Origin of the sequence: Pleomorphomonas sp. NRK KF1 (assembly GCF_023721755.1) — a bacterium.
Classification (GTDB): Bacteria; Pseudomonadota; Alphaproteobacteria; order Rhizobiales; family Pleomorphomonadaceae; genus Pleomorphomonas.
In genome coordinates this window covers 150,339-175,908 of sequence record NZ_JAMDLH010000001.1, presented here as the reverse complement: position 1 = coordinate 175,908, position 25,570 = coordinate 150,339, and the positions used below count along the sequence as shown (strand labels likewise).

Here is a 25,570-nt window from a genome sequence, read left to right as displayed (position 1 = left end):
CCGGCCAAACTTAGGAACGCCACACCACCGCCGCGAAGACCGGTGGCCGACTCGGGCGCCACCGGACGGCGACGCGTGAGACTAGCAAATTCCGTCCGCCGACAAGCTGTCCTTTCCGTTTTTTCCAAACGGAATCGGGCAGCCGCAGGGGCGGCATGCGACCGCCCCTCTTCAGCGACAATCAGGCCTTTTCTGTGACGCGGGCGATCGCCGACTCCAGCGACACCAGTTCCTTGTCGCCAGTGGCGCGGCGTTTCAGCTCGACGACACCGTCGGCAAGCCCCTTCGGACCGATGATGATCTGCCAAGGCAGGCCGATCAGATCCATTGAGGCGAACTTGGCGCCCGGCCGGGCGGCGGTGTCGTCGTAGAGCGGATCCTTGCCGGCGGCGGCGAGCTTCGCATAGGCGTCTTCGCAGGCAGCCGTCACGGCCGCGTCGTCCGGGCGAAGGCTGATCACGCCGGCGCCGAAGGGCGCGACGCTCTCCGGCCAGATGATACCGGCGTCGTCATGGCTCGCCTCGATGATGGCGCCGATGAGGCGCGACACGCCGATGCCATAGGAGCCCATGATCACCGGCTGCTCGCTGCCGTCCGCCATGGCCACCTTGGCACCCATCGGCTCGGAATACTTGGTGCCGAAGGAGAAGATGTGGCCGACCTCGATGCCACGCGCCGACACGCGTCGCTCTTCGGGAAGAGCCGCAAAGGCAGCTTCGTCATGCATCTCGTCGGTGGCGGCGTAGCGGCTGGTGAACATGTCGACAACGGGCGAGAGATCGCCATCGAAGTCGACATCCTCTCCGGGAACCGGAAGATCGAGCAGATCCTTGTCGCAGAACACGGCGCTCTCGCCGGTGGAGGCGAGAATGATGAACTCATGGCTGAGCTTGCCGCCGATCGGACCGGTGTCGGCGCGCATCGGAATAGCAGTAAGACCGAGCCGCTTGTAGGTCCTGAGATAGGCGACGAACATCTTGTGGTAGGCGCGCAGCGCACCCGCCTGATCGACATCGAAGGAATAGGCGTCCTTCATCAGGAACTCGCGGCCACGCATCACGCCGAAGCGCGGACGCACCTCGTCGCGGAACTTCCACTGGATGTTGTAGAGATTGAGCGGCAGGTCGCGGTAGGAACGCACGTAGGTGCGGAAGATGTCGGTGACCACCTCCTCGGCGGTCGGGCCATAGAGCATCTCGCGCTCATGGCGATCGACGATGCGCAGCATCTCCTTGCCATAGGCGTCGTAGCGGCCGCTCTCGCGCCAGAGATCGGCAGGCTGGATCGAAGGCATCAGGATCTCGACGGCACCGGACCGGTCCTGTTCCTCGCGGACGATGGCCTCGATCTTCTTCAGGACCTTCAGTCCCAGTGGCAGCCACGAGTAGATGCCGGCGTTTTGCTGGCGCATCATGCCAGCGCGCAGCATCAGGCGATGCGAGACGATCTCCGCCTCCTTGGGCGCCTCTTTTAGAATGGGCAGGAAATACCGGCTGAGACGCATGGAATCCTCTCGGGCGTTGGATGAGCGCGCTACTCAAAGCGCATCGACCCTGAAAAAACAAGACCGATCGGTCACCGATCACCCGAAAGCAACGCGGCGGCACTCCATTCGCTATGACTTTAGTCTATGGGGCAAATCACGGATGAAGCTCCAATTCGGAACCGCTCCAGAACCCTCCGACAACCCATTGATATGGCGATATTTCCCGATCCAGATCGTAAAGTCGGCGAACGAAACGCCCTATGCCGAACAAGCATGCAGCCTATGCACAAATGGATGACAAACCAAAAAACGCAGTGTATGGTACCCGCCATAAATAAGGATGGCACGGCCAAAAGACGAAATGCTTCAGTAAATGAAGCCGTCAAAATAGGCAAAAGTAGAATGCCCTCCAGTTATCGCGGTCTGAGTCTTGGGAGGGAAAACCCATATAGGCGCGGAAAACGCTGCCGCCAGCGGATGGATTGGGAGGTCTTTCTATCTGTAGGCTTTATGGGCTGACACGCGGAACTAGAAAGCAGGGCTTCGGCCCTGCTTTTTTATTTCCTCCTTCAGATGATCCTGCCTGATCTTGGAAACCTCAGTGCGTTCAAGATGAAAACACCGTTCAACAAACGGCTGCTACCGCTCATCCGCAGAAGCCCTTATCCTGTCCGTCAGCAAGAAAGGACGGATCATGAGCATTCCCGGCAAGGGCGGCAACGACCGCATCGAGGAGATCATTCTTCCGAACGTCCGCGACCTCGGCGGCTTCAAGGTACGCCGCGCCCTGCCATCGGCGCAGCGCCGCATGGTCGGGCCGTTCATCTTCTTCGACCAGATGGGGCCGGTCATGTTTGGCGCCGGAGAGGCCGAGGATGTGCGACCACATCCGCACATCGGGCTCTCCACCCTCACCTATCTGTTCGACGGCGAGATGGTCCATCGTGACAGCGCCGGCCACAAGGAAACGATCCGGGCCGGCGAGGTGAACTGGATGACGGCCGGAAACGGCATCGTCCATTCGGAGCGCTTTCCCGCTGCGGTGCATGCCGCCGGAGGCAACCTGTTCGGAACCCAGATCTGGGTGGCGCTCCCCAAGGCGAGCGAGGAGATCGCCCCTCTCTTCAGCCATCACGATAAAGCGGTGCTTCCCGTTTTCTCCGATACCGGCATGCGGATGACGCTGGTGGCCGGTGAAGGCTTCGGCGTACGCTCGCCGGTACCGGTCTATTCCGACCTGATGTATGCCGACGTCCATCTCGAGGCCGGCGCACGCTTCAAGGTACCACCCGATCATGTCGAGCGGGCCGCCTACGTCATCAGCGGCGGCGTCGGCATCGAGGGGCAGGACGGCGTCTTTCCGCCGAACCAGCTCGTCATCTTCCGTCCCGGCGCCGAGGTGATCCTGGCCGCGACGGAGCCGACGCGTCTGGTGCTCATCGGCGGTGAGCCCTTCCCCGAGAAGCGCCACATCTACTGGAACTTCGTGTCATCATCCAAGGAGCGCATCGAGGCGGCCAAGGCCGACTGGCGCGCCCGGCACTTTCCGGAGATCGCCGGCGAGACGGAGTTCATCCCGCTGCCGCCCGACCCGGTGGGGCTGCGGATCAAGGACTGACAGCAGCAGCTTCCCAAGCTGAATACCAAAAGGAAAAGGGCGGCGCCAACGGCACCGCCCTTTCCATATCCCAAATCCGAAACCGGATCAGCGCTTCGAGAACTGGAAGCTCCGGCGCGCCTTGCGCTTGCCGTACTTCTTGCGCTCGACGACGCGGCTGTCGCGGGTCAGGAAGCCGAGCTTCTTGAGCACGCCGCGCAGGCCCGGCTCGTAATAGGTCAGAGCCTTCGAGATGCCATGACGCAGCGCACCGGCCTGGCCCGAGAGACCGCCGCCGGCAACCGTGGCGATGATGTCGAACTGGCCGTCGCGAGCAGCGGCGTAGATCGGCTGCTGGACGATCATCTGGAGCACCGGGCGACCGAAGTAGGCGGTGAACTCCTTGCCGTTCACGACGATCTTGCCGGAACCCGGCTTGACCCAGACGCGAGCGATGGCGTTCTTGCGCTTGCCGGTGGCATAGGCGCGGCCGAACTTGTCGAGCTTCTGAACGTGCACCGGGGCCTCGGCCACCGGAGCGACGTCGGCAGCGCCGAGTTCAGCGAGGGAGGAGAGCTCAGCCATGGATCAAGGCCTCGTGTTCATCTTGTTCATCGACTTGACGTCGAGGACTTCCGGCTGCTGGGCGGCATGGGGATGCTCGGCACCGGCGTAGACGCGGAGGTTGGAAAGCTGGCGACGGCCGAGCGGGCCCTCGGGGATCATGCGCTCGACGGCCTTCTCGAGCACTCGCTCGGGGAAGCGACCTTCGAGGATCTGGCGCGCCTTGCGCTCCTTGATGCCGCCGATATAGCCGGTGTGCCAGTAGTAGGTCTTGTCGGTGTACTTGCGGCCCGTCAGAACCACCTTGTCCGCGTTGATGACGACGACATTATCTCCGTCATCCATGTGCGGGGTGTAGGTGGCCTTATGCTTGCCGCGGAGGCGCATCGCGATCACAGTCGCGAGGCGGCCGACCACGAGGCCTTCGGCGTCGATCAAGACCCACTTCTTCTCGATGTTCGCCGGCTTCGCCGTATAGGTCGTCATGGGCGTTACCGTCTTCCGTTTGGGCCACCCGAAAGGCGGCCGGTTCGTCTTCTCTTCCGCACCGTTGCCGACACGAAAGGGCGGCTCCCGTCGCCGGATGCCGCCGTCGCGTTTGCAATATGGAAATGCCGCCCGTTTGTCAAGCAGACGGAGCGGCATCCAAACAAGCAAAAACAATGACTTATATCATACGGTATTATTATACCGCATGATTTTGACCAATCAGGCCAGACCGAGCAGGGCCTTGACGTCGGCAATGTCGGAGGGCTTGCCGAAATCGATCACGCCCTCGCCCGGCGCAATCCGCTTGATGAGTCCGGACAGGACCTTGCCGGCGCCGATTTCCACGAACTTGTCGACGCCGGCGCCGGCCATGGCCGACACGCTCTCGCGCCAGCGCACGGTGCCGGTCACCTGGGCGACGAGCTGCTGGCGGATCGCCTCGGGATCGGACGTCGGCGCCGCCGTGACATTGGCGAAGATCGGAACGATCGGCGCGTTGATGGTGGCTGAGGCCAGTGCCTCGGCCATGGCGTCGGCCGCCGGCTGCATCAGCCGGCAATGGAAGGGGGCGGAGACGTTGAGCAGCATGGCCCGCTTGGCGCCCTTGCCCTTGGCGATATCCACGGCGCGGATGACGGCGAGCTTGGCGCCCGACACGACGACCTGGCCGGGAGCGTTGTCATTGGCCGCCTCGCAAACATCGCCCTGCGCGGCCTCCTTGGCGACGGCCACAGCCGTTTCGAAATCGAGACCGAGCAGAGCGGCCATGGCGCCCTCGCCCACCGGCACCGCCTTCTGCATGGCGTTGCCGCGCGTCCGAAGCAGACGGGCGGCGTCGGTCACGGACAGCGCACCGGCGGCGGCCAAGGCCGAGTACTCGCCGAGCGAGTGACCGGCAACGAAGGACGCGTTCTGCTTGATGGTGATGCCTTCCGCCTCTAGGGCGCGCAGCGCGGCGAGGCTGACGGCCATCAGCGCCGGCTGGGTGTTGGCGGTCAGGGTCAAATGGTCTTCCGGACCGTTGAAGATGACGTCGGAGAGCTTCTCGCCGAGAGCCTCGTCCACCTCCTCGAACACCGCCCGCGAAGCGGCGTAATGATCGGCAAGGGCCTTGCCCATGCCGATGGCCTGACTGCCCTGACCGGGGAACACGAAGGCGTTGGTCATTTGTTGGCTTTCCTCAATGGTTTTCGGGCGGACACGACCATCTGGCCGCGCAAGAGTCAAGGCCGCGCCACAGGAATCCGGGGAAGACGACGCTACGGCCGCCGTGGCATCAGAGCCCCGACGGCGACCGACAGCCAGCCGAGGATCAGCGCGACACCGCCCGAGGGCGCCGCCATGGGAAACAGGCTCCTCGCCATCGCCGCCTTGAAGACCAGATCGCCCGAGAACAGGAGGCAGCCAGCCACGAACAACAGCGCCGACAGTCCTCTCAGCCGCTGCACGTCGCCATTGGCCAGCGCCAGCAGCGCCGCCGCGTGAAACAGGAGAATGCTTCCGGCAACGTCGAGGTTGGCGCCGGTGACGGCATGGGCGCCGACGGCCAACGTCGCCACGCCGACGGCACCGAGAACTCCGGCAGACAATCCGATCAGTCGTTGATGAGACATCTCGCAATCCTTTGGACGTGCCCCTCTGGAATCCGGGCCTCGCAGCTAATAACGGTGTCCCATGTTCCCCCGTCAAGAAGCGGAAGACAAAGCCATGATCATTCCGGTCACCGATCCGGCCGATCCGCGCCTCGCGCCGTTCATGAACGTCCGCGATCGCGACCTTCGACAGGCCCATGGAGACGCTTTCATCGCCGAGGGGGAAAGCGTGCTCGCCGTTTTCCTGTCCAAGGGCTCGCGCTTTCGGCCGGAAGCCCTTCTGATCGCCCGCAACCGTATCGAAACCGCCCAGGCCTGGTCGCCACCTGACGACTTGCCGATTTTCGTCGCCGACCAAGAGGTGATGGACACGGTTGTCGGCTTTCACATCCATCGCGGCCTCCTGGGCCTCGGCCGGCGCGCGCCCTCCCCGCCGCTCGTCGACCTGCTGGCCGAGCGGCCGCGCGTCGTGGTCGGTCTTGTTGGCATAGCCAATCACGACAATATGGGCGGCATTTTCCGAAATGCCGCCGCCTTCGGCGCGGGCGCGGTGGTGCTCGACGCGACGTCATGCGATCCGCTCTATCGGAAGGCGATCCGCGTGTCGGTCGGCGGCGTTCTGAACGTGCCGTTCACGCGGCTCGACGCAGATACGAGCGTCGCCACCGCCCTCACCGATCTTGGTTATCGAGCCCTGGCGCTGTCACCACGGGGTGCCATGCGGCTCCATGAGGTTCCGACCGATCGGCCGGTGGCCTTGCTCCTGGGGACGGAAGGGCCCGGCCTGCCGGATATCGAAATGGCCAGCGCCGAAACGGTGCGCATCGACATGGCCGGCGGATTCGACAGCCTCAACGTCTCAACAACCAGCGGCATCGCGCTCTACGAGCTGACGCGCAGGATAGCGGCGAAGGATTGAGCGCGTTGAGCGCGCCGGACCTGCCCAACCTCGCTTCCCGAGAAATAGGCTGGACAAGACATAAAGCGACGCCGGCCTATCCGGCCGAGATGACCGTGGCCATGTCCCGCCAGGAGCGCGCCGCCGTCGGCTCGCCCAGCGCCTTCTCGCGAGCGAACAGGGCAGCTTCCCGCTCGGCGATATAATCGCGGGTGATCGGCACAACGTCGTTCCGGTGGGTGAGCTGGAACTGGTAGACGACGACATCGAGGAAGCGGAAAGCCGCTTCGCACATGGCCAGATAGCACTCCCACATCCGGCAGAAGCGTTCGTCGTAGAGCGACAGCGCCTTGTCGCGCCGAGCCATGAAACGAGAACGCCACTCGCGAAGGGTGTCGGCATAGTGATGACGCAGCACTTCCACGTCGGCCATCATCAGTCCGGATTTCTCGACGGCGGTCACCACCTCTGACAAAGCCGGCAAGTGACCGCCCGGGAAGATGTACTTGGTGATCCAGCCGTTGGTCAGCCCCGGCGTCGATGTATGGCCGATGGTGTGCATCATGAACACGCCGTCGTCGGCCAGAAGATCGGCCGCCTTGCGGAAATAGGTGTCGTAGTTCTGGGGCCCGACATGCTCGAACATGCCGACCGAAATGATGCGGTCGAAGGTCCCGCGCGTGTTGCGGTAGTCTTCGAGCTCGAACTTCACATGGTCGTAGCCCTTGTCGCCGGCGCGTTTTCTGGCAATCGCCAGTTGCTCGTCGGACAGCGTGACGCCCTTGACGCGACCAGCCTGCCCGACCTCGGCGAGGTAGAGTCCGAGCCCGCCCCAGCCGGAGCCGATGTCGAGCACGCTCATGCCCGGATCGATCAGGAGCTTGGCGGCGAGGTGCCGGCACTTGGCGCGCTGGGCCTCCTCGAGCGTCATGTCCGGAGCGGCATAGTAGGCGCAGGAATACTGGCGATCGGTATCCAGGAACAGATCGTAAAAGGCTGCGTTGAGGTCGTAGTGATGGACGACGTTGCGGCGCGACCGAAGCAACGTGTTGCGCCCGACCAGTAGGTGCCGGATCTTGCGCGCCATCAGGAACAGCCTGCGACCGGTGAACTGGCGCATGCCCACGCCATGCTGCAGCAACAGCTCGAGAAGCTCGTAGAGCGTGCCTTCCACGATATCGAGCCGACCGTCCATATAGAGTTCGCCGAACCGGACCTCAGGGTCGCGGATCAGCTCAGCCGCGACCTTCCGGTCGGCGATGCGAACCACGACGCGCTTGCCGCTTCCATCGCCGAAGGTCCAGCGCGCTCCGTTGTAGAGTTCAACTTCAAATGAACCCCGCGTCACCAGCTTGTTCAGCAGGCCGCGGAGAATATTTTCCGCCCAGACCATCGCATGGTCCCCCACCTACGTTATCGCGGCGGCATCGGTTCCACGGTCTTCAACAAGGCCGAAATCGCAAACGTCCGATGGCGCCAACTGAAACTGCAACCGAGGCCGGAGAGGATCGTCGCCAATGAAATGAAGTCCGGTCCGGAGCCGGGGTCCGCCAGAGGCGGACGACGGCCCCTTTCGGCGGCCCGTACATAAGTATGATTGAAACCCGAAAAGGTTCCAGAAAAATCCTGAGGTCGTGCTAATTATTGCGATCACGACTGCGCGATCTATCTACTTGATCGATCAGAGATCCACATGAGCAGGATCTCGGAAGCCGCGCGGTTCACCCCTTCCGGTCGGCCGTCTTGTGAAGCGCCAATTGATCGGGAACCGGCAAACCGCGATCGACGAACAGGCGGATCACTCCGGCCGGCATGGCGCGACAGGGACAGTTCGCCGCGTGGCCGGCATGCCAGGCCATGCGCTGCTCAGGCGTCGGATTCTTCGGCATGGGGTTTGCCTCATGCCACGCGCGGTTAAGAATACTCACATCTGCCTCCGTTTGCTTGCCTTATCTGTGCGCCCGGCGATGACAGCAAGCGTCAGCAGGCGATGACATCGGGATTGCGACGTAGGCCATAAAGCAGAACGGCCCCCGTTGCCGAGGGCCGTCCTTCATGTCGTCAGCAAAGCCTAGGGCTTACCGGATAGATCAGTCCTTGAGGGACCAAACGGCCGGCGAACGCTCGAGGCGGGCGACCAGCAGCTGGCGCTCCAGCTCCATTTCCTTGGGCAGGCGATCGCCGAACTTGGCGAAGTGCGATACCTGGTCCTCGGCCTCGGCCAGACCCTTTTCCTTCTCGACCTTGACGATCTCGTCGTACTTGGCCTTCGGGAAATCGACGCCTTCCATGTTCAGGTCCGAGTAGCGCGGAACGAGACCATAGGGGCTCTCGACAGCGGCAGCCGTGCCCTTGACGCGTCCGACGATCCACTCGAGGGCGCGCATGTTCTCGCCGTAGCCCGGCCACATGAACTTGCCGTTCTCGTCCTTGCGGAACCAGTTGACGCGGAAGATGCCCGGGGCAGCCGGCAGCTTGCGGCCGAGGTTCAGCCAGTGCGCCCAATAGTCGGCCATGTTGTAGCCGCAGAACGGCAGCATGGCGAACGGGTCGCGGCGCATGGCGGCCTGACCGACGGCGGCGGCGGTCGCTTCCGAACCCATGGTGGCGGCGAGATAGACGCCGTGGCTCCACGAGAAGGACTGCATGACCAGCGGGAAGGCCTTGGAGACGCGACCACCGACGATGAAGGCGGAGATCGGAACACCAGCAGGATCTTCCCAGGCGGCGTCGATCGACGGAACCTGGCTGGCCGGAGCGGTGAAGCGGCTGTTCGCATGGGCGGCGGGACGGCCGCAATCCGGGGTCCAGTCCTTGCCGGTCCAGTCGATCAGGTGCTTCGGGGTCTCGCCGTCGAGGCCTTCCCACCACACGTCACCGTCGTCGGTCAGGGCGACGTTGGTGAAGATGCAGTTGGCCTTGAGGGTGGCAAGCGCGTTCGGGTTCGACACTTCGTTGGTGCCGGGGGCAACGCCGAACAGGCCGTTCTCGGGGTTGATGGCGCGCAGTTCGCCGTTGGCGTCCGGCTTGATCCAAGCGATGTCGTCACCGATGGTGGTGACTTCCCAGCCCTTGTAGGCCTTCGGCGGGATCAGCATGGCGAAGTTGGTCTTGCCGCAGGCCGACGGGAAGGCAGCAGCGACGTAGGACTTCTCGCCCTTGGGGTTCTTGACGCCGAGGATGAGCATATGCTCGGCCAGCCAGCCCTCATCGCGGGCCATGACCGAAGCGATGCGCAGGGCCAGACACTTCTTGCCGAGCAGGGCGTTGCCGCCGTAGCCCGAACCGAAGGACATGATCTCGCGGGTTTCAGGGAAGTGGACGATGTACTTGGTGTCGTTGCAGGGCCAGGCGACGTCCTTCTGGCCGGGCTCGAGCGGAGCGCCGACCGAGTGGATGCACGGCACGAACTCGTCGTTACCCAGCACGTCCAGCACCTTCTGGCCCATGCGGGTCATGATGCGCATGTGGACGGCGACATAGGCGCTGTCGGTCAGTTCGACGCCGATCTGGGCAATCTTCGAACCGAGCGGCCCCATGGAGAAGGGGATCACGTACATGGTACGGCCCTTCATGCAGCCCTTGAACAGGCCGTTCATGGTGGCGCGCATCTCGGCCGGATCGGCCCAGTTGTTGGTCGGACCAGCTTCTTCCTTGGTCTTGGAGCAGATGTAGGTACGGTCCTCGACGCGAGCGACGTCCGACGGATTGGAACGGGCGAGGAAGCTGTTGGGGCGCTTGGCGGGGTTCAGGCGCGTGAAGGTGCCGCCGTCGACCAGCTCCTGGCAGAGACGATCATATTCTTCCTGCGAACCATCGCACCAATAGACGCGGTCCGGGGTCGTCAGCTTGGCGACTTCTTCAACCCAGGCGATAAGCTTGGCATTCTTGGTAGGAGCTTGTGACATCAGCTTTTCTCCGATGGACATATCGCCGCCCGTTCCGGTCTCATTTGCGTAGAGAGGACTTATGAGACGATGCGCCGATAGGGGTGGGTAAGGTTCGCAGCCTGAAGAAAGAGACGTCCGCCGTGGCGGCTACACCACAAAAGAGTAGCATCGGGAACCTCTCGGCCCCATCAGACAACCCCATGACGATCAACTCTCCTACCAGTCTCTCCAACGCCCGGCACCCATAACCGAGCGGCCCGGATTAGCGTTCCTGAAAAAGACAATACCGACTGAAGTATGAGGGATCAATCGTTGTAAGACCGTACGAGGCGATAGATACCAGACGCAAAATAATAGAACAAAATATGAACATTTCACTCAAATCGGTCCAGTCAACTGAGCATTTCGGCTAATTTCCGGGCTTTTTCCTGCATCAAACGATCCGGTTACCGGTTTCGCCCAAAGTTCTACGTGCCACTACGTATTAAATACGTAGTTTGTACTATGAAGTTCGAAATAGCGCTCCATGGAAGGCACCAGAGTCGCGACTCCAATCCAAAAACGCCCGGATCGACGGCTTTCAATCGATTATGATTCCCATACCGAGCAAGTTCGGTGGAGGTTAAGCCATCCGAGTCCCACCCTCTGCCGAGGCGAGTTCGATGCGCCGGCCGATGGAGATGGCATTGAGAAAGGCCTCGTCGTGGCTCACAACCAGAAGTGCTCCATCATAGGCCCGAAGCCCGGCTTCCACGGTCTCGATCGACTCGACATCGAGATGGTTGGTGGGTTCGTCCAGAATAAGGAGTTGGGGTGGCTTGGCGCGGCCGAGCACGCAGGCCAGCCCGGCCCTGAGACGCTCGCCTCCCGACAGGCTTCCAACCGTCCTGAGCGCGGCATCGGCCCGGAACTTGAACCTGGCAAGACTCGCCCGGCAGGCTTCCTCGCTGGCTCCAGGGTCGAGACGGCGATAGGCATCGCGGATCGTCTCGCCCTCGTCGAGAAGCGAGACCCGCTGATCGAGAAAGGCGAAGTCGACGCGCCTGTCCGCCCGTCCCGACAGCGGCGGACGGTCGCCGATGATCGCCCTCAGAAGCGTGGACTTACCCGATCCGTTCGGTCCGGTGATCGCAACACGTTCCGGTCCCCGGACTTCCAGCGACAGGTCGCGGACGAGCGCCTTGTCGCCGTAGCCGACCGAGACCGCATCCAGCCGCAGAACGAGGCGATCGTCAACGAGACCGGATGGCGGCAAACTGACCGAGAAAGGAGCGAGAACCTCAAGCTTGCCACGGGCCTCCTCCACGGCCGAAGCGGCGGCGGCCATGCGGCGCTCGCCAAGCCGGGCGTCGGCGGCGCGCGTCTCTTCCGCTTTCCGCGCGAGGCCACCGGCCACGATCTTGGGCATGTCACCTTTCTTGGCCTTGCGCACCCCCACCCCGGCCCGTCGCGCCTGCTTTTCGGCCTGAATCTGGACCGACTGTTTCTCGCCGACGAGCCGCCGCTCGGCATCGTCGAGATCGTGCCGCGCCGCGGCAAGTTCGATGGCCTTGCGCGCCCGGTAGGCGCTCCAGCCGCCACCATATCGCCCGGCGCCGAGCGACGTCAGCTCGACAATGGCATCCATGGTCTCCAGCAGTTCCCGGTCGTGGCTGATCACCACCGCGCCGCCTCTCCAGCCGGCGAGAAGATCGATCACCGCCCGGCGCCCGTCGCGATCGAGATTGTTGGTGGGTTCGTCGAGCAGCAGCATGTCCGGCTCGCCGAAAGTGAGTGCTGCCAAGGCGGCTCGCGTCGCCTCACCACCAGACAATGCCGTAAGGAACGTCGCCGGTCGGACAGCGAGACCGAGCCGGGAGAGCGCGGCCTCGAGGCGCGTCGGAAGGGTCCAGTCGGCTTCGGCCAGTTCGGTGAGGCTTGCCTCGCCCGCCTCGGCGCGCTCAAGCAGCATCAAATCGTCTGCGACACCAAACAGGTCGGCGACGGTCATGTCCGCAGGCGGCGCCACGATCTGCCGCAACACGGCGAGGCGCCCGCCGACGGCGATGGTGCCCGAGCGAGGCGCCAGTTCGCCGGAGATCAAGCGAAGAAGCGTCGACTTTCCCACGCCGTTGCGCCCGACGAGACCGGTGCGCTCGGCGTTGAAGGCGATGCTGAGGTTGTCGAATAGAAGACGGCCGTCAGGCGTAGAATAGCTGAGACCGGAAAGCGTGATGGAAACGGGCATGAATGAGAGTCCTGATGGCAGGGAAAACGAGATCTGCGATCAGGCTGTCGTTCATTGCAGTCATTCCATTTGATACGGGCGGTTGCTGCCCGAGCGGCGGGGTATAGGCCGCTAGATCACGGCAAGCAAGGGGATGGTTCGGAAAAATCCGCCGTTTTTTACCCTTCGTCAACCAATGTCGAAGCGCCCTTCTTCTGTTCGAGGTGCGATTTTAGCGCCTCGACGAACAATCGCGCCTTTGGCGGCACCAATCGCGCTGTCGGGTAAACAGCCCAGATAGCGAGCCCTTCCGGTTCGCCGTCCTCGAGCGGCAATGCGACCAGACGACCGGCGGCGACATCGTCGGCAGCGTTCCATTCTGCGAGCAGCGTAATGCCCACTCCCCGCTGGCAAGCCTCGTGAAGAGCTTCGATTGAATTGCTGGAATAGCGGCCCGCGACGCGCAGGCGTCGCGTTCGGTCGCCGACGGCGAATGCCCAATGGGTCGCACCGGAAAGGACCAGGCACTGATGCTTTTCAAGATCGGCAAGCCGACGCGGCATGCCGGCGAACGCCAGGTACTCGGGAGAAGCGTACAGGCGGCGCGGGCTGTCGGCAAGGCGGCGCGCCACCAGCGAGCTGTCACGCAAAGGCGCGATACGGATGGCGACGTCCATGCCGGCGGCCACGATGTCGACGAGATCGTCGGTGAGCAGCAGGTCGACGCGAAGATCGGGGTTGGCAGCGAGAAACGCCGGCAGCATCTCACCAATCACCTTGCGGCCGAAGGGCTCGGAGGCTGTGAGGCGCAGCAGACCTGCAACGCCCGATGCCGACGGTCGGAGGGCAGCGCGCGCGTTGGCGGCATCCTCGATCATCGCCTCCGCATATGGCAGAAAGGCTTCGCCCTCGGCGGTCAGCGCCAGCGCCCGCGTCGTCCGATGAACCAATCGAACACCGAGTTCGGCCTCCAGGGCGGCGAGCCGGCGTGAGGCTGCCATGGGCACCAAGCCGAGTTCACGCGCGGCGGCGGCCAGACTGCCGGTTCGCGTAGCCTCGACGAAAACGGCAACGCAATCAATGTTCATTCTAACGATATCCGTTATACGGCCCTATCTCTTGGCCGCACTATACGCCAACTCGTTATGATTTGTACTATGCCCTCATGATCGACCATTCCAACGAGCCGCCCAGCGGCATGGAGCCCGCCGTGACCACGCCAGCCTCCGAGGGCAACCTTCCCGTCCTGTCCCGCGGACTCACATTGGCGATGGCCGCCGCCGCCGGCCTTGCCGTTGCCAACATCTACTACAATCAGCCGCTGCTGGGCGTGATGCAGAGCGACCTCGGCAGTCCGCTCACCGCCTACATTCCGACCGCCACCCAGCTTGGATACGCGGCAGGCCTGTTCCTGATGGTGCCGCTCGGCGACATCCTGGAGCGGCGGGCGCTGATCGTTGCGCAGTTCGTCATGCTGGCGATCTCGCTCGCGGCCACGGCGATGGCCCCGGGCGCCGCGACGGTGCTCACCGCTTCCTTCGCCGTCGGCCTCGCCGCCACGGTTGCCCAGCAGGTGGTGCCGCTGGCCGCCCATCTGGCCCCGCCGGAGCGACGAGGGGCGACGGTCGGAACGGTGATGGCAGGCTTGTTCGCCGGCATCCTGCTGAGCCGCACCGTGGCCGGCTTCGTCGGCGAGCATGCCGGATGGCGATCCATGTTCTGGCTCGGCGTTCCCGTCGCATCTGGCGCCGCCCTCTGGATGGGACTGCGCCTGCCAAGAAGCCACCCCGGCAACGGCCTCGGCTACGGCCGCCTGATGGTCTCTCTCATCCACCTGTTCCGCGAGTTTGCCGAGTTGCGTCTGGCTGCCGCCACGCAGGCGCTTCTGTTCGCGGCCTTTTCGGCCTTCTGGACGGCCCTGGCGCTTCGCCTCGAAGATCCGCGCTTCGGCCTCGGCGCCGATGTGGCTGGCCTCTTCGGCGTCGTCGGGCTCGTCGGCATTCTCGCAGCCCCGTTGGCGGGCCGGATTGCCGACCAGCGCGGTCCGCATGGGGTCATCGCTCTCGGCGCGGCGTTGACGCTCCTGTCATGGACCGTCTTCGCTCTCTGGTCGTCGATCATCGGCCTTGTCGTCGGCGTCATTGTCCTCGACTTCGCGGTGCAAAGCGCCCTGATCTCCAACCAGCACATCATCTACGCACTCCGACCGGAAGCGCGAGCCCGCATCAACACGCTGTTCATGGGGCTGATGTTCCTGGGAGGCGCAGCGGGCTCGGCACTGGCCGGTGCGGCCTGGCCACATGGTGGATGGCCCGCGGTGGCAGCGCTCGGCGCGGCCTTCGGGCTCCTCGCAACGCTGCTGCAGGTCGGCAGTCTCCTCCGGCGAACCGCCGGATGAGATGAAGGCTTCACAGTCTGGCAACGCCGCGTCGACGCAGAAGGTCGATGACACGCTGGGGCTCCTTGAAACAAGGAATGCCAAGGCGCTGCTGCTCCAAGATCAGTTCCAGAATCATGAAGTGACCTAGTGCGTTGTCCGGCGGTGCTTGCACGCGGAATCCGCGCACCGACGCCAGACCAACATAAGTCTTGCGATAGGCGTAATGGGCGAAAAATCTCCGCCGCATCGGCACCTCGCGATCGACGATCACGAGCTCGCTTCCCGACAGCAGGATCAACAGGCCGGTCGTGACGCGTCGGCGGTTCTGAGCGTTGCGGCAGGTTTTTCCGGGCGGCTCGAAATGGATCGGCAGCATGAACTGGCCGCCGTGGCGCTCCTCGGCCAGCATCGCGTTGAAGAAGAAATCCTCGAACTCCTCGGCCTCGTTGGCGAAAGCCGGACCAAAGTCGTCCGGCTCCATGAGTTGCTGTCGGACAAAGCCGACAACGCGAGCCATGAGATCGGCGGAGACGGAGTTGTAGGGCACCGTCAGTGCATCGCCCTCTTTCAGCAACAGTTCGAACTCGGCACGGAGAAGATTACTCACCAGACGTACGGCGGCCACTTCGTCCCAGGCCAGATATCGTCGGGCGAAGCCATCGGCGCCGTCAGTGGCCGTCAGCAGCGTGAAGCCGTCGACATCCAGTGCAAAGACAGCGTCGTAAAGGTCGGCCCCGGGAAATGCGTCGCGCCGGTCGATCGAGCGAGGGATCTTGATCAGGTGATCGGCATGCTTCAGCCCGCCGTAGGTCGATCGGAATCGCGGGGGCATCTCGGCCTCCGACCCGATCTGCAAAAGCCAGGGCCCGAAGGCATCGTACTCCCGAAGATCATCGGCATCGGCGCCGATCCGGCTCCATGCCGGGCGCTGCGGCGAACGTCTTCTGAAAGGTCCGAACACCCTGCCCCCCTTCACTGCCCGCACGCAGGCATCGATGAAGCCCATCCCGGTGCCACCATCAACGAAGCCAGCGGCACCTCAGGGTTGATCTCCATCCATCGGCTTCCGATTGTCAGGCTCATCAAACTCTACCACCAGGCGGCATCGCGTTTGAAGCGCCACTTTCGCCGCCTCTCCCGACGAAGGCGATGTGGTCGCCTCTCCTAGAGCCATTTCTGCCAACGTTTCAAATTCACAAAAAACCGCTGGTGCGCAAATCGGGTTCGGTGCGCTAGCGAAAACGCGGACAAGACACCCTTTGTCTTGAGCTGAAAGCGCTTTAAATCGGGGCAACTCGGCGGGAAAATTCCACTTTCCCTAAGTACAAACCCAAGGTGAGCTTGCATCTGACCCCGGAATGGGCCTAGACCTTTAGTCGTATCGTTTTCGTTGGCGTCATCAAAGAATGCCGCGTTTTCAACGAACCCAGGACAGGAGACCGCCAGCCTTCCGAAACGACCCCTTGGACATAAGTCGACGTTGCGTCTATTGCTCAACGCACTCTCCTGTGATACTCCATGGAAACGCTTCCACAACATGTTTGCTCACATGCGCCCGACGATCAAGGACATAGCAGAGAGAGCTGGGGTTGGCCTCGGCACCGTCTCGCGGGTGCTGAACGACCATCCGCGCGTCTCCGAAACGACGCGCGCCAAAGTCATGGGTGCGGTCCGCGATCTTGATTATGTTCCTAATCTGGCGGCGCGTGGCCTCTCGATGGGCAAGACGCAAAGCATCGCGGTCATCGCTCCTTTCTTTACGCGCTCGGTTTTCGTCGAACGTCTCCACGGCATCGAGGAAACGACTTCGGCAAACGGCTACGACGTCGTCATCTACAATGTCGACGCGGTCGAGAAGCGGGATCGCTATTTCCGGACCGTCCCGGATCCACGCCGGGTAGATGGGGTCATCGTCATCTCCCTGCCGCCGACGCCTCCGGACGTCGCACGCTTCCAGCGCTCGACCGTTCCGGTTGTCTTCGTCGATGTCGGCAATCCGATTTGCGAGCCGTTCGATCGTATCGTTATCAACGACGTGGCCGGTGGACGGAAGGCCACTCGCCACCTTATCGATCTCGGACATCGTCGGATCGGGTATATCGGCGACATCCCCCAGCCCGGCTTCAACTTCACCGCCGGCGAAGACCGTTTCGAAGGCTACCGGCGCGCACTGATCGAGGCGTCGATTGGAATCCGGCCCGAGTATCATCTCGATGGCCGCTTCGGGCGTGAAGTGGCGAGGGATCTCGCCACCCGGATGCTTAGCCTCAGCGAACCGCCGACGGCGATCTTCGCCTCCAACGACACCCAGGCGCTGGGCGTACTGGAAGCGGCGCGCGACCTGGGGCTCGATGTTCCCGGCGACCTGTCGGTGGTCGGCTACGACGATATTGAAATGTCTGACTATCTGGGGCTGACGACCGTTCGCCAGCTTCTTTTCGAATCCGGGCGTCGCAGCGTCGAGGCCCTTCTCAGGCGAATTGAGGAGCCGGAGAAGGGGCCGTCCTGCGATACGCTGCCCGTCGAGCTCATCGTGCGTCGGACGACTGCTCCGCCACGCTGATGACGCCGCCGCTTTCCGTCGAGGGGGAGGCGTCAAGATTGCGCGAGTTGCGCGATCGTTCTTTAGGAAGACCCGATTTGGGAGGTTTGTATGAAACTGAAATCGCTTAATGCCTGCCTGATGGCGTCGGCTTTCGCCGCTTTCGCCGCCGTCACGGCCGCCGCCGCGGCGGACAATGCCCCGTCGGAACTGGCCGACGCCTTCGCCGGCAAGTTCAAGGGCACCAAGGTCACCGCCTTCGGCCCCTTCACCGCCGGTGACGAGGTCCGCTTCAACGACACCATCAAGGCGTTCGAGGAAGCCACCGGCATCGACATTCAGTACGAAGGTTCGAAGCAGTTCGAAGCGACGATCGCCACGCGTTCCGACGCCGGCAATCCGCCCGACATCGCCGACTTCCCGCAGCCCGGTCTGCTCGCCAACTTCGCCAAGGCCGGCAAGCTGGTCGATCTGTCCAACAACAAGGACTACTACCTGCAGCAGTACATCCCGAGCTGGGTGGACATGGCGACCAAGGAAGGCAAGGACGGCAAGCCCGGTCTTTACGGCGTGTGGGAGCGCGTGAACGTCAAGAGCCTGGTTTGGTATCCGAAGAAGGCCTTCGACGACGCCGGCTACAAGGTGCCGACGACGTGGGCGGAGCTTCAGGCCCTTCAGGACCAGATCGTGGCCGATGGCGACACGCCCTGGTGCGTCGGCATCGAGTCCGGTGCGGCCACGGGCTGGCCGGCGACCGACTGGCTCGAGGAGTTCATGCTCCGCACGACCTCGCTCGAGAACTACGACAAGTGGACCGAGGGCAAGCTGCCGTTCGCCTCGCCCGAGGTGAAGCACGCCGCCGAAACCCTCGGCAAGATCTGGCTCGACGAGAAGTACGTCTACGGTGGCCGCAAGGGCATCGTGTCGACCAGCTTCGGTGACTCGCCGGTGAACATGTTCACCGACCCGCCGAAGTGCTGGCTGCACAAGCAGGGCAACTTCATCACCGCCTTCTTCCCGGAGAAGGCCAAGGCCGGTGTCGACTACTCGTTCTTCTATCTGCCGGGTATCGATGAAGCCTATGGCAAGCCGGTTCTCGTCGGCGGCGACATCTGGGGCGCCTTCAACGACCGTCCGGAAGTCAGGGCCGTCATGCAGTACTTCGCCAAGGCCGAGCATCTGAAGGCCTGGCTCGCCGTCGGCGGCGCCATCGCTCCGCAGAAGGACGCCGATCTCGCCTGGTACGAGAACGAAGTCGACAAGGGCGTCGCCGCCATTCTGGCCGGCGCGACCGCCGTCCGCTTCGACGGTTCGGACCTGATGCCGGGTGAAGTCGGCGCCGGTTCGTTCTGGAAGCAGATGACCGCCTGGGTGTCCGGTACCGCCGATCTCGACACGGCCCTCAAGGACATCGACGCCTCTTGGCCGAAGTAAGGCCTCGACTTAATCCGACTGTTCAACGAGGTTGACTTTCGGTTAAGACTTACGACAAGCGTGCCCCCACCTTCAACCGGTGGGGGCCGCAAACAGAAAAGGCGGACCGGAACATGGTGATGCTTGCAGAAAGCGTCTTCCTCCAGACCGACCTTTCACGCGGATCCACCGGGACGAAGCACCGCTTCCTGCCCGAACGGCACCGGCTTGAAGCCGACTGCTTGATGAGGATCCGCCAATCGGGTCGACACCGGGTCGGGAAGGCTCGGTCGAAGCACCCGGTTTTTTCAAACGCCGCTGTGCATATGAAAGAGCCGGCCGTCACGGGGTCGCGCTCCGGGGGACAGACATGACGCTTCTCAATCCCGACGCGGACGAGCACTCCGCGGAACTAGCGCGCGCCCGTAGACGGCGAAATCGCGCGATCTTCACCCTTTTGAGCGGCATTGTCGCGGCGCTCGTGCTGTTCGAGGGCTTCTTCGTGCTGCGCGACAGCCAGGCGCCAAAGCTGGTCACCGCCCTGTTCGCCATGATCTGGGGCGGCGGCGGCATGGCGATCCTCTACCTGATCGCCAATCAGCTGGTGGAGTTTACGCCGTCCAAATGGCAGCGTCGCCTGACGCCGGTCGTGTTTGTCCTGCCCGCCATCGCCTTCGTCGTCTACTTCCTGGCCCTGCCGGCCGTCCGCACCTTCATCGCCAGTCTGTTCGATCGTGACGGCTCCAGTTTTGTTGGCCTCGCCAACTACATCACGGTGTTCACCGAACCGTTCATGCTGGTCACGTTTCGCAACAACGTGCTGTGGATCGTGTTCGGCGCCAGCTTCACCATCATCTTCGGCCTGCTCGTCGCCGCGCTCGCCGACCGCAGCAAGTTCGAAAACCTTGCCAAGGCCATCATCTTCATGCCGATGGCCATTTCGCTCGTCGGCGCCGGCGTCATCTGGAAGTTCATCTACGCCGTTCGCGATCCCAGCGACGTTCAGATCGGTCTGCTCAATGCCATAGTCGTCGCCCTCGGCGGCGAACCGCAGGCCTGGGTCGCCATGCTGCAGCCCTGGAACAACCTGTTCCTGATCGTCATCGTCGTCTGGATGCAGACCGGCTACGCCATGGTGCTGTTCTCGGCCGCCATCAAGGCGGTGCCGACCGACATCATCGAAGCGGCCCGCGTCGACGGCGCCGGCGAGTTCAAGATCTTCTTCTCGATCATCATCCCGTCGATCATGGGCACCATCGTCACGGTGTCGGCCACCGTCATCATCTTCACGCTGAAGATCTTCGACGTGGTTCTCGTGATGACCGGCGGCCAGTTCGGCACCGACGTGATCGCCACCCAGTTCTACAACCAGTATTTCGTCAACCGGAACGCCGGTCTGGGCTCGGCCATCGCCATCGTTCTGCTTCTGACCGTCATTCCCGTGATGGTCTACAACCTGCGCCAGTTCAACAAGAGGGAGACCCTGTGATGGCCAAGTCAAAGGGCAACCCCTTCCCCCGCGTCTTCGTCAACACCACGCTGGTGATCATCTGCCTTCTGTGGCTGATCCCGACGCTCGGCCTGTTCGTTTCCTCCTTCCGCCCGCGCGACGACATCATGTCGTCGGGCTGGTGGACCGTCCTGCCACATCGCGTGTGGGTGACGACCGAGCAGTTCAAGCCCGATCCCTCCATCGACCGCAATGGCGTCATGACCTTCGAGGGTGCTACCGGCACCTTCGAAGAGTTGCGCCAGGGCGTGGAGTCCCCTGACGGCAAGCGCGTCATTTGGATTGGCAACAAGCGCGCCGGCACTATTCAGGTTCAGGAGCAGAAGTGGAGCGGCCTGCCGGCCACCACGCTGCAGAACTATCATGACGTGCTGGCCGGCAAGGACGTGACGATCTCGGGCAATGCCGAGGAGGCGGCCCGAAAGGGCGAGGACATGTCCGACGCCTTCATCAACTCGATGGCCGTCACCTTCCCCGCTGTGGTCATCCCCATCCTGATGGCCGCCTTCGCTGCCTATGGCTTCGCCTGGATGCGCTTCCCCGGCCGCAAGCTGGTGTTCGCGCTGATGGTGGCGCTTCTCGTGGTGCCCTTGCAGATCGCGCTGGTGCCGGTGCTCAGCGACTACGTTCACCTGAAGCTCAACGGCACCTACATGTCGGTCTGGCTGGCCCATACCGGCTTCGGTCTGCCGCTCGCGGTGTTCCTGCTCTACAACTACATCTCGACGCTTCCACGCGAGATCATGGAGGCGGCGATCGTCGATGGCGCGTCGCACTTCAAGATATTCTGGCGCCTGGTGTTGCCGCTGTCGACGCCGGCGCTCGCCTCCTTTGCCATCTTCCAGTTCCTCTGGGTCTGGAACGACTATCTGGTGGCGTTGATCTTCATCGGCAACGTGCCGGGCGTGCAGGTTCTGACCATGCGGCTTGCCGACATGGTGGGCTCGCGCGGTTCCGACTGGCATCTGCTCACCGCCGGCGGCTTCATATCGATGCTCTTGCCGCTGATCGTCTTCTTCTCGCTCCAGCGTTACTTCGTCCGCGGCCTGACGGCCGGCTCGGTGAAGTGATCGGCTGAACACAGGACAGCAACCCCGTGCGTGCGGTTCCGGGAAAGCGGAACCCGCCGGGCCTCAGGAAACAAGGGAGTAGGTTATGGCGAGCCTCACGATGCGCAATGTGCGCAAGAGCTTTGGGCGGGTCGAGATCATCAAGGGTGTCGACATGGACATCGGCGACGGAGAGTTCGTCGTCTTCGTCGGTCCGTCCGGCTGCGGCAAGTCGACGTTGCTGCGCATGGTCGCCGGTCTCGAGGAGATCACCTCCGGCGAGATCCTGATCGATGACAAGCTGTGCAACGACATCGCCCCCAAGGACCGTGGCATCGCCATGGTGTTCCAGTCCTACGCGCTCTATCCGCACAAGTCGGTCTACGCCAACATGGCCTTCGCGCTGGAGATAGCCGGCTTCTCCAAGGCCGAGATCGCCGAGAAGGTCGACAAGGCCGCGAAGATCCTCCACATCGAGCATCTTCTGGACCGCAAGCCCGGCCAGCTCTCGGGCGGTCAGCGCCAGCGCGTCGCCATCGGCCGCGCCATCGTTCGCGAACCGAAGATCTTCCTGTTCGACGAGCCGCTCTCCAACCTCGACGCCGCCCTGCGCGTCTCGACCCGGGCCGAGATCGCCAAGCTGCACGAGGATCTCGGTTCGACCATGATCTACGTCACTCACGACCAGGTCGAGGCCATGACGCTGGCCGACAAGATCGTCGTGCTGGAGGCCGGCAACGTCCGGCAGGTGGGCGCACCGCTCGAACTCTATCACCGGCCGCAGAACCTGTTCGTCGCCGGCTTCATCGGCTCGCCGAAGATGAACTTCCTGAAGGTGAAGGCCAGCGCGGTCGATGCCGACGGCATCACGGTGGCCGGCGACGGCGTTCCGACCCTCAAGGTCGCCGTGGACTCCACCGGCGCCAGCGTCGGCGAGGACCTGACGCTCGGCATCCGTCCCGAGCACATCAAGCTCGGCACTGAAGGTGGGTTGCCGGTCACCGTCACGTTCGTGGAACGCCTCGGCCATCAGACCATCGTCCAGGCCCATCGCGGCGACGACGAGACCTCGCTGATCGCCGTGCTCGACGGAGACGTTCCGGTCAAGGCCGGCGAACAGCGCCAGTTCCTCTTCTCCGGGACCGACTGCCACCTGTTCAACGCACAGGGCAACGCCTTCGCGCGCGGCTTCATTCCCGAGTGATCCTTGCCGTCGCCACAGGCGACGGCCCACCCGTTCCATCACTTCCGGGACGCCCCGGAAGTGATTTTCGTTTCTTCTCCGGGGCGCCCGCCGTCAGCCGATCCGGTTTGACCGGACGTCGACGCCCCGGCAATCCACAACAAGGCCGGACGGCTCCCTGGGAGACATGACCGTGAAGAACCAAGTCCAGCTCATCACCTATGTCGACCGGCTGACCGCCGGCGGTTTTTCCGATCTCAAGACGCTGGTGGATGGTCCCCTCAAGGGCGTCATCGGCGGCGTCCACCCCCTGCCCTTCTTCGATCCGATCGACGGCGCCGATGCCGGGTTCGATCCGATCGACCATACCCTCGTCGATCCGCGCCTCGGTGACTGGAACGACGTCAAGGCGCTGTCGGCGTCCGTCGACATCATGGCCGACATGATCGTCAATCACGTCTCGGCCGACGCGCCGGCCTTCAAGGACTTCCTGGCCAAGGGCGAAGCCTCCGAATTCGCCGACATGTTCCTCACCTTCGGCAAGGTGTTCCCCAATGGCGCCACCGAGGACGACCTCATCGCCATCTACCGGCCGCGCCCAGGCTTCCCGTTCAACAAGATGACCTTCGGCGACGGCTCGAAGCGCCTCATCTGGACCACTTTCACGCCGAAGCAAATTGACATCGACGTCTTCTCACGGCATGGCGCCGCCTATCTCGATGCCATCCTCGCCCGCTTCAAGGAAGGCGGCGTCACGGCGATCCGACTCGACGCGGCTGGCTATGCCGTCAAGAAGCCGGGAACGAGTTCGTTCATGATCCCGGAGACCTATGCCTTCCTCGGCGAACTGGCGGACAAGGCCAGGACGCTCGGCATGGAGGTGCTGGTCGAGATCCACAGCTACTATCGCGACCAGATCGAGATCGCCAGGAAGGTCGACCGCGTCTACGATTTCGCGCTGCCACCCCTGGTGCTGCATGCCCTGTTCACGGGCGAGGCCGGCCCGCTCTGTGAATGGCTGAAGATCTCTCCGCGCAACGCCATCACCGTGCTCGACACCCACGACGGCATCGGCGTCATCGACGTCGGCGCGGCCACCGACGGCCGGCCGGGTCTCCTGGCGCCGGCGGCCCTCGACGCGCTGGTGGAAACCATGCACGACCGCTCCGGTGGCGAAAGTCGGCAGGCGACGGGCGCCGCCGCGTCCAACCTCGATCTCTATCAGGTCAACTGCACCTACTACGACGCGCTCGGCAAGCGCGATGGCGAGTATCTGATCGCCCGCGCCATTCAGTTCTTCGCGCCCGGCATCCCGCAGGTCTACTACGTTGGCCTGCTCGGAGGCACCAACGACATGGAGCTTCTCCACCGCACCAAGGTCGGCCGCGACATCAATCGCCACTACTACACGCCGGAGGAAGTTACCGCTTCGCTCGACAAGCCGATGGTGAGCAAGCTCTTCGATCTCGCCCGCTTCCGCAACAGCCACCCCGCCTTCGATGGCAAATTCGCTGTAGAACAGCCGTCAGCCAATCGGCTGGTTCTCAACTGGACCAAGGGTAGCGAGCGGGCGACGTTGGACGTCGACTTCAAGGCGATGACCGCGACCGTCACCCACAAGGGGGCCGGCGACGACGGTCAGTTCGCAATCGGGTAACGCCCATCGGGCAGCTGAAATCAGGGATATGCGGAGCGGACGGTCCAACAAGCGGACCCCGCTCCGTTTGCGTTCAGGCTTCGCTCTCGTTCGAACCGTTCATCCGGTTGAGATAGCGGTAAATCGTCGTCTGGGAGCAGCCGAGCTTGTCGGCTACGTACTTGACGGCGCCCTTCATCATGAAGATGCCCTTGGCGTTGAGAATCTCCACAAGGGCCAGCTTGTCGCGGTGGTTCAGTCGCTCGCCATTGGCCTCACGGGAGCGCAGCTCTTCATCGAGCAGATGGTCGGTAAGCTCGGTCAGCGAGTTGGGAAAGCTCTCGCTGTTCTCGGCCGGTGGCGGGGTTGCCTGTACCGCCGCCGCTTCCTCATTGTAGGCGAAGTTCGTCTCGACGAAGATGTCGGGATGGCGCAGCTTCAGGATGCGATCGGACAGTTCCCTATAGCGACTGTCGTCGAAGTTGATGCAGAGCATGCCGACAAGACGTCCCTCCTCGTCTTTCACGAAAAAGGTAGACGATCTGAGCAGCTTGGTGCCGGCGACGCCGACATAGTTGAGGCGATAGTCCTGCGTCTCGTAGGAGTGATTGATGATCGACTGCAAGGCCACCGAGGTCAGCGGCGCACCGATGGTGCGGCCGCTGACGTGGCCGTTGGCGATGGCGATGATCGACTTGTCGGCGTCGCCAAGATCATGCAGCACCACTTCATAATCCGGTCCGAGCACGGACCCCAGAAACTCCGTCAGTTTCATGTAGCGCTGGATCCAACCGCCCGGCATCGGCACGTCTCCCTTCCGGACTTTCTCCGGCCTTCTTGCCTGACTTGCGGCGGTCGCATCGGTTTTGTCAATCCGGGTTCTCGGCCTGACTGAGCGAGCCGATTCTTCGTACATTTCCCGACAGTCTCCATTTACGACGCAATTGTTGGAAAGTCTCAGGTCATCCAGACGCAACACAATTTCCACCACCCGCGCCAATTGCAAAAATATCCACACATTCATTCCCGGAAATCCGAGGAAACCCTACCGTAATGTGAATTAATTGACATTTTTGCGGCGCGATGCCACAGATGTAAGTGCATGAGCTGCAAATCTTACGCTCATGTGGAAAAA

The 25,570-nt window shown here is 63.0% G+C and carries 21 protein-coding genes; 9 read left to right on the top strand and 12 right to left on the bottom strand.

All coding sequences use genetic code 11. From position 1 onward, the window contains the following. Positions 1-181: 181 nt before the first annotated feature. Positions 182-1,504, bottom strand: coding sequence for a proline--tRNA ligase (gene proS, locus M4J39_RS00805; RefSeq protein WP_251725719.1), 1,323 nt, complete (start codon positions 1,502-1,504; stop codon positions 182-184). A gap of 676 nt (positions 1,505-2,180) precedes the next feature. Here proS and M4J39_RS00800 point away from each other — a divergent pair. Then, positions 2,181-3,104 carry a pirin family protein gene (locus tag M4J39_RS00800; protein WP_251725718.1) on the top strand — a complete coding sequence of 308 codons (924 nt, stop codon included), beginning with the start codon at positions 2,181-2,183 and terminating at the stop codon, positions 3,102-3,104. Between the two features lie 87 nt (positions 3,105-3,191). On the opposite strand, the gene rpsI is transcribed toward M4J39_RS00800, so the two are convergent. The 4 genes from rpsI to M4J39_RS00780 form a co-directional block, all read right to left on the bottom strand. Continuing rightward, positions 3,192-3,668 carry a 30S ribosomal protein S9 gene (rpsI, locus tag M4J39_RS00795; RefSeq protein ID WP_251725715.1) on the bottom strand — a complete coding sequence of 159 codons (477 nt, stop codon included), beginning with the start codon at positions 3,666-3,668 and terminating at the stop codon, positions 3,192-3,194. A gap of 3 nt (positions 3,669-3,671) precedes the next feature. After that, positions 3,672-4,133: a 50S ribosomal protein L13 gene (rplM, locus tag M4J39_RS00790; RefSeq protein ID WP_251725712.1), complete on the bottom strand. Its 462-nt coding sequence runs from the start codon at positions 4,131-4,133 to the stop codon at positions 3,672-3,674. 222 nt (positions 4,134-4,355) lie between these two features. Further along, positions 4,356-5,303: an ACP S-malonyltransferase gene (gene fabD, locus M4J39_RS00785; RefSeq protein WP_251725711.1), complete on the bottom strand. Its 948-nt coding sequence runs from the start codon at positions 5,301-5,303 to the stop codon at positions 4,356-4,358. Positions 5,304-5,395: 92 nt separating this feature from the next. Further along, positions 5,396-5,749 carry a DUF423 domain-containing protein gene (locus tag M4J39_RS00780; protein ID WP_251725709.1) on the bottom strand — a complete coding sequence of 118 codons (354 nt, stop codon included), beginning with the start codon at positions 5,747-5,749 and terminating at the stop codon, positions 5,396-5,398. Positions 5,750-5,843: 94 nt separating this feature from the next. Here M4J39_RS00780 and M4J39_RS00775 point away from each other — a divergent pair, with 94 nt between their 5' ends. Then, on the top strand, positions 5,844-6,647 hold the full coding sequence (locus M4J39_RS00775) for an RNA methyltransferase (RefSeq protein WP_251725707.1): 804 nt from the start codon (positions 5,844-5,846) through the stop codon (positions 6,645-6,647). A 76-nt stretch (positions 6,648-6,723) separates the two neighbouring features. Here the strand turns inward: M4J39_RS00775 and M4J39_RS00770 are convergent, their stop codons facing one another. The 5 genes from M4J39_RS00770 to M4J39_RS00750 form a co-directional block, all read right to left on the bottom strand. After that, positions 6,724-8,019, bottom strand: a complete 1,296-nt coding sequence (locus tag M4J39_RS00770; protein WP_251725704.1) for a cyclopropane-fatty-acyl-phospholipid synthase family protein — start codon at positions 8,017-8,019, stop codon at positions 6,724-6,726. Between the two features lie 328 nt (positions 8,020-8,347). Continuing rightward, entirely contained in the window at positions 8,348-8,515 is a 168-nt protein-coding gene (locus tag M4J39_RS00765; protein ID WP_251725702.1) for a hypothetical protein, read from the bottom strand. A 201-nt stretch (positions 8,516-8,716) separates the two neighbouring features. Beyond that, positions 8,717-10,534: a phosphoenolpyruvate carboxykinase (GTP) gene (locus tag M4J39_RS00760; RefSeq protein ID WP_251725699.1), complete on the bottom strand. Its 1,818-nt coding sequence runs from the start codon at positions 10,532-10,534 to the stop codon at positions 8,717-8,719. Between the two features lie 604 nt (positions 10,535-11,138). Beyond that, the gene (locus M4J39_RS00755; RefSeq protein WP_251725696.1) at positions 11,139-12,743 is read right to left on the bottom strand and encodes an ABC-F family ATP-binding cassette domain-containing protein; all 1,605 of its coding nucleotides are present in this window, start codon (positions 12,741-12,743) and stop codon (positions 11,139-11,141) included. Between the two features lie 158 nt (positions 12,744-12,901). Then, positions 12,902-13,810: a LysR family transcriptional regulator gene (locus M4J39_RS00750; RefSeq protein ID WP_251725694.1), complete on the bottom strand. Its 909-nt coding sequence runs from the start codon at positions 13,808-13,810 to the stop codon at positions 12,902-12,904. A gap of 110 nt (positions 13,811-13,920) precedes the next feature. Between M4J39_RS00750 and M4J39_RS00745 the strand changes: the two genes are divergently transcribed. Continuing rightward, the gene (locus M4J39_RS00745) at positions 13,921-15,120 is read left to right on the top strand and encodes an MFS transporter (RefSeq protein WP_371875388.1); all 1,200 of its coding nucleotides are present in this window, start codon (positions 13,921-13,923) and stop codon (positions 15,118-15,120) included. A gap of 10 nt (positions 15,121-15,130) precedes the next feature. On the opposite strand, the gene M4J39_RS00740 is transcribed toward M4J39_RS00745, so the two are convergent. Further along, entirely contained in the window at positions 15,131-16,108 is a 978-nt protein-coding gene (locus M4J39_RS00740; protein ID WP_251725691.1) for a hypothetical protein, read from the bottom strand. A gap of 531 nt (positions 16,109-16,639) precedes the next feature. On the opposite strand from M4J39_RS00740, the gene M4J39_RS00735 reads away from it, so the two are divergent. From M4J39_RS00735 to gtfA, 6 genes are all read left to right on the top strand, one after another. Continuing rightward, positions 16,640-17,665 (top strand): LacI family DNA-binding transcriptional regulator, encoded by a 1,026-nt coding sequence (locus M4J39_RS00735; protein ID WP_251725689.1) that lies wholly within the window; start codon positions 16,640-16,642, stop codon positions 17,663-17,665. 90 nt (positions 17,666-17,755) lie between these two features. Beyond that, a complete protein-coding gene (locus M4J39_RS00730; protein ID WP_251725688.1) occupies positions 17,756-19,078 on the top strand; it encodes an ABC transporter substrate-binding protein in 1,323 nt (440 codons plus the stop codon). Positions 19,079-19,427: 349 nt separating this feature from the next. Next, positions 19,428-20,546: a carbohydrate ABC transporter permease gene (locus tag M4J39_RS00725; RefSeq protein ID WP_251725686.1), complete on the top strand. Its 1,119-nt coding sequence runs from the start codon at positions 19,428-19,430 to the stop codon at positions 20,544-20,546. Beyond that, positions 20,546-21,637, top strand: a complete 1,092-nt coding sequence (locus tag M4J39_RS00720; protein WP_251725683.1) for a carbohydrate ABC transporter permease — start codon at positions 20,546-20,548, stop codon at positions 21,635-21,637. The genes M4J39_RS00725 and M4J39_RS00720 overlap by 1 nt, the downstream gene beginning before the upstream one ends. A gap of 85 nt (positions 21,638-21,722) precedes the next feature. After that, positions 21,723-22,820, top strand: a complete 1,098-nt coding sequence (locus M4J39_RS00715) for an ABC transporter ATP-binding protein (RefSeq protein WP_305884111.1) — start codon at positions 21,723-21,725, stop codon at positions 22,818-22,820. Positions 22,821-22,992: 172 nt separating this feature from the next. Beyond that, positions 22,993-24,456 (top strand): sucrose phosphorylase, encoded by a 1,464-nt coding sequence (gene gtfA, locus M4J39_RS00710; protein WP_251725681.1) that lies wholly within the window; start codon positions 22,993-22,995, stop codon positions 24,454-24,456. Positions 24,457-24,529: 73 nt separating this feature from the next. Here the strand turns inward: gtfA and M4J39_RS00705 are convergent, their stop codons facing one another. Next, positions 24,530-25,237 (bottom strand): transcriptional regulator, encoded by a 708-nt coding sequence (locus M4J39_RS00705; protein ID WP_251725679.1) that lies wholly within the window; start codon positions 25,235-25,237, stop codon positions 24,530-24,532. Positions 25,238-25,570 lie beyond the last annotated feature (333 nt).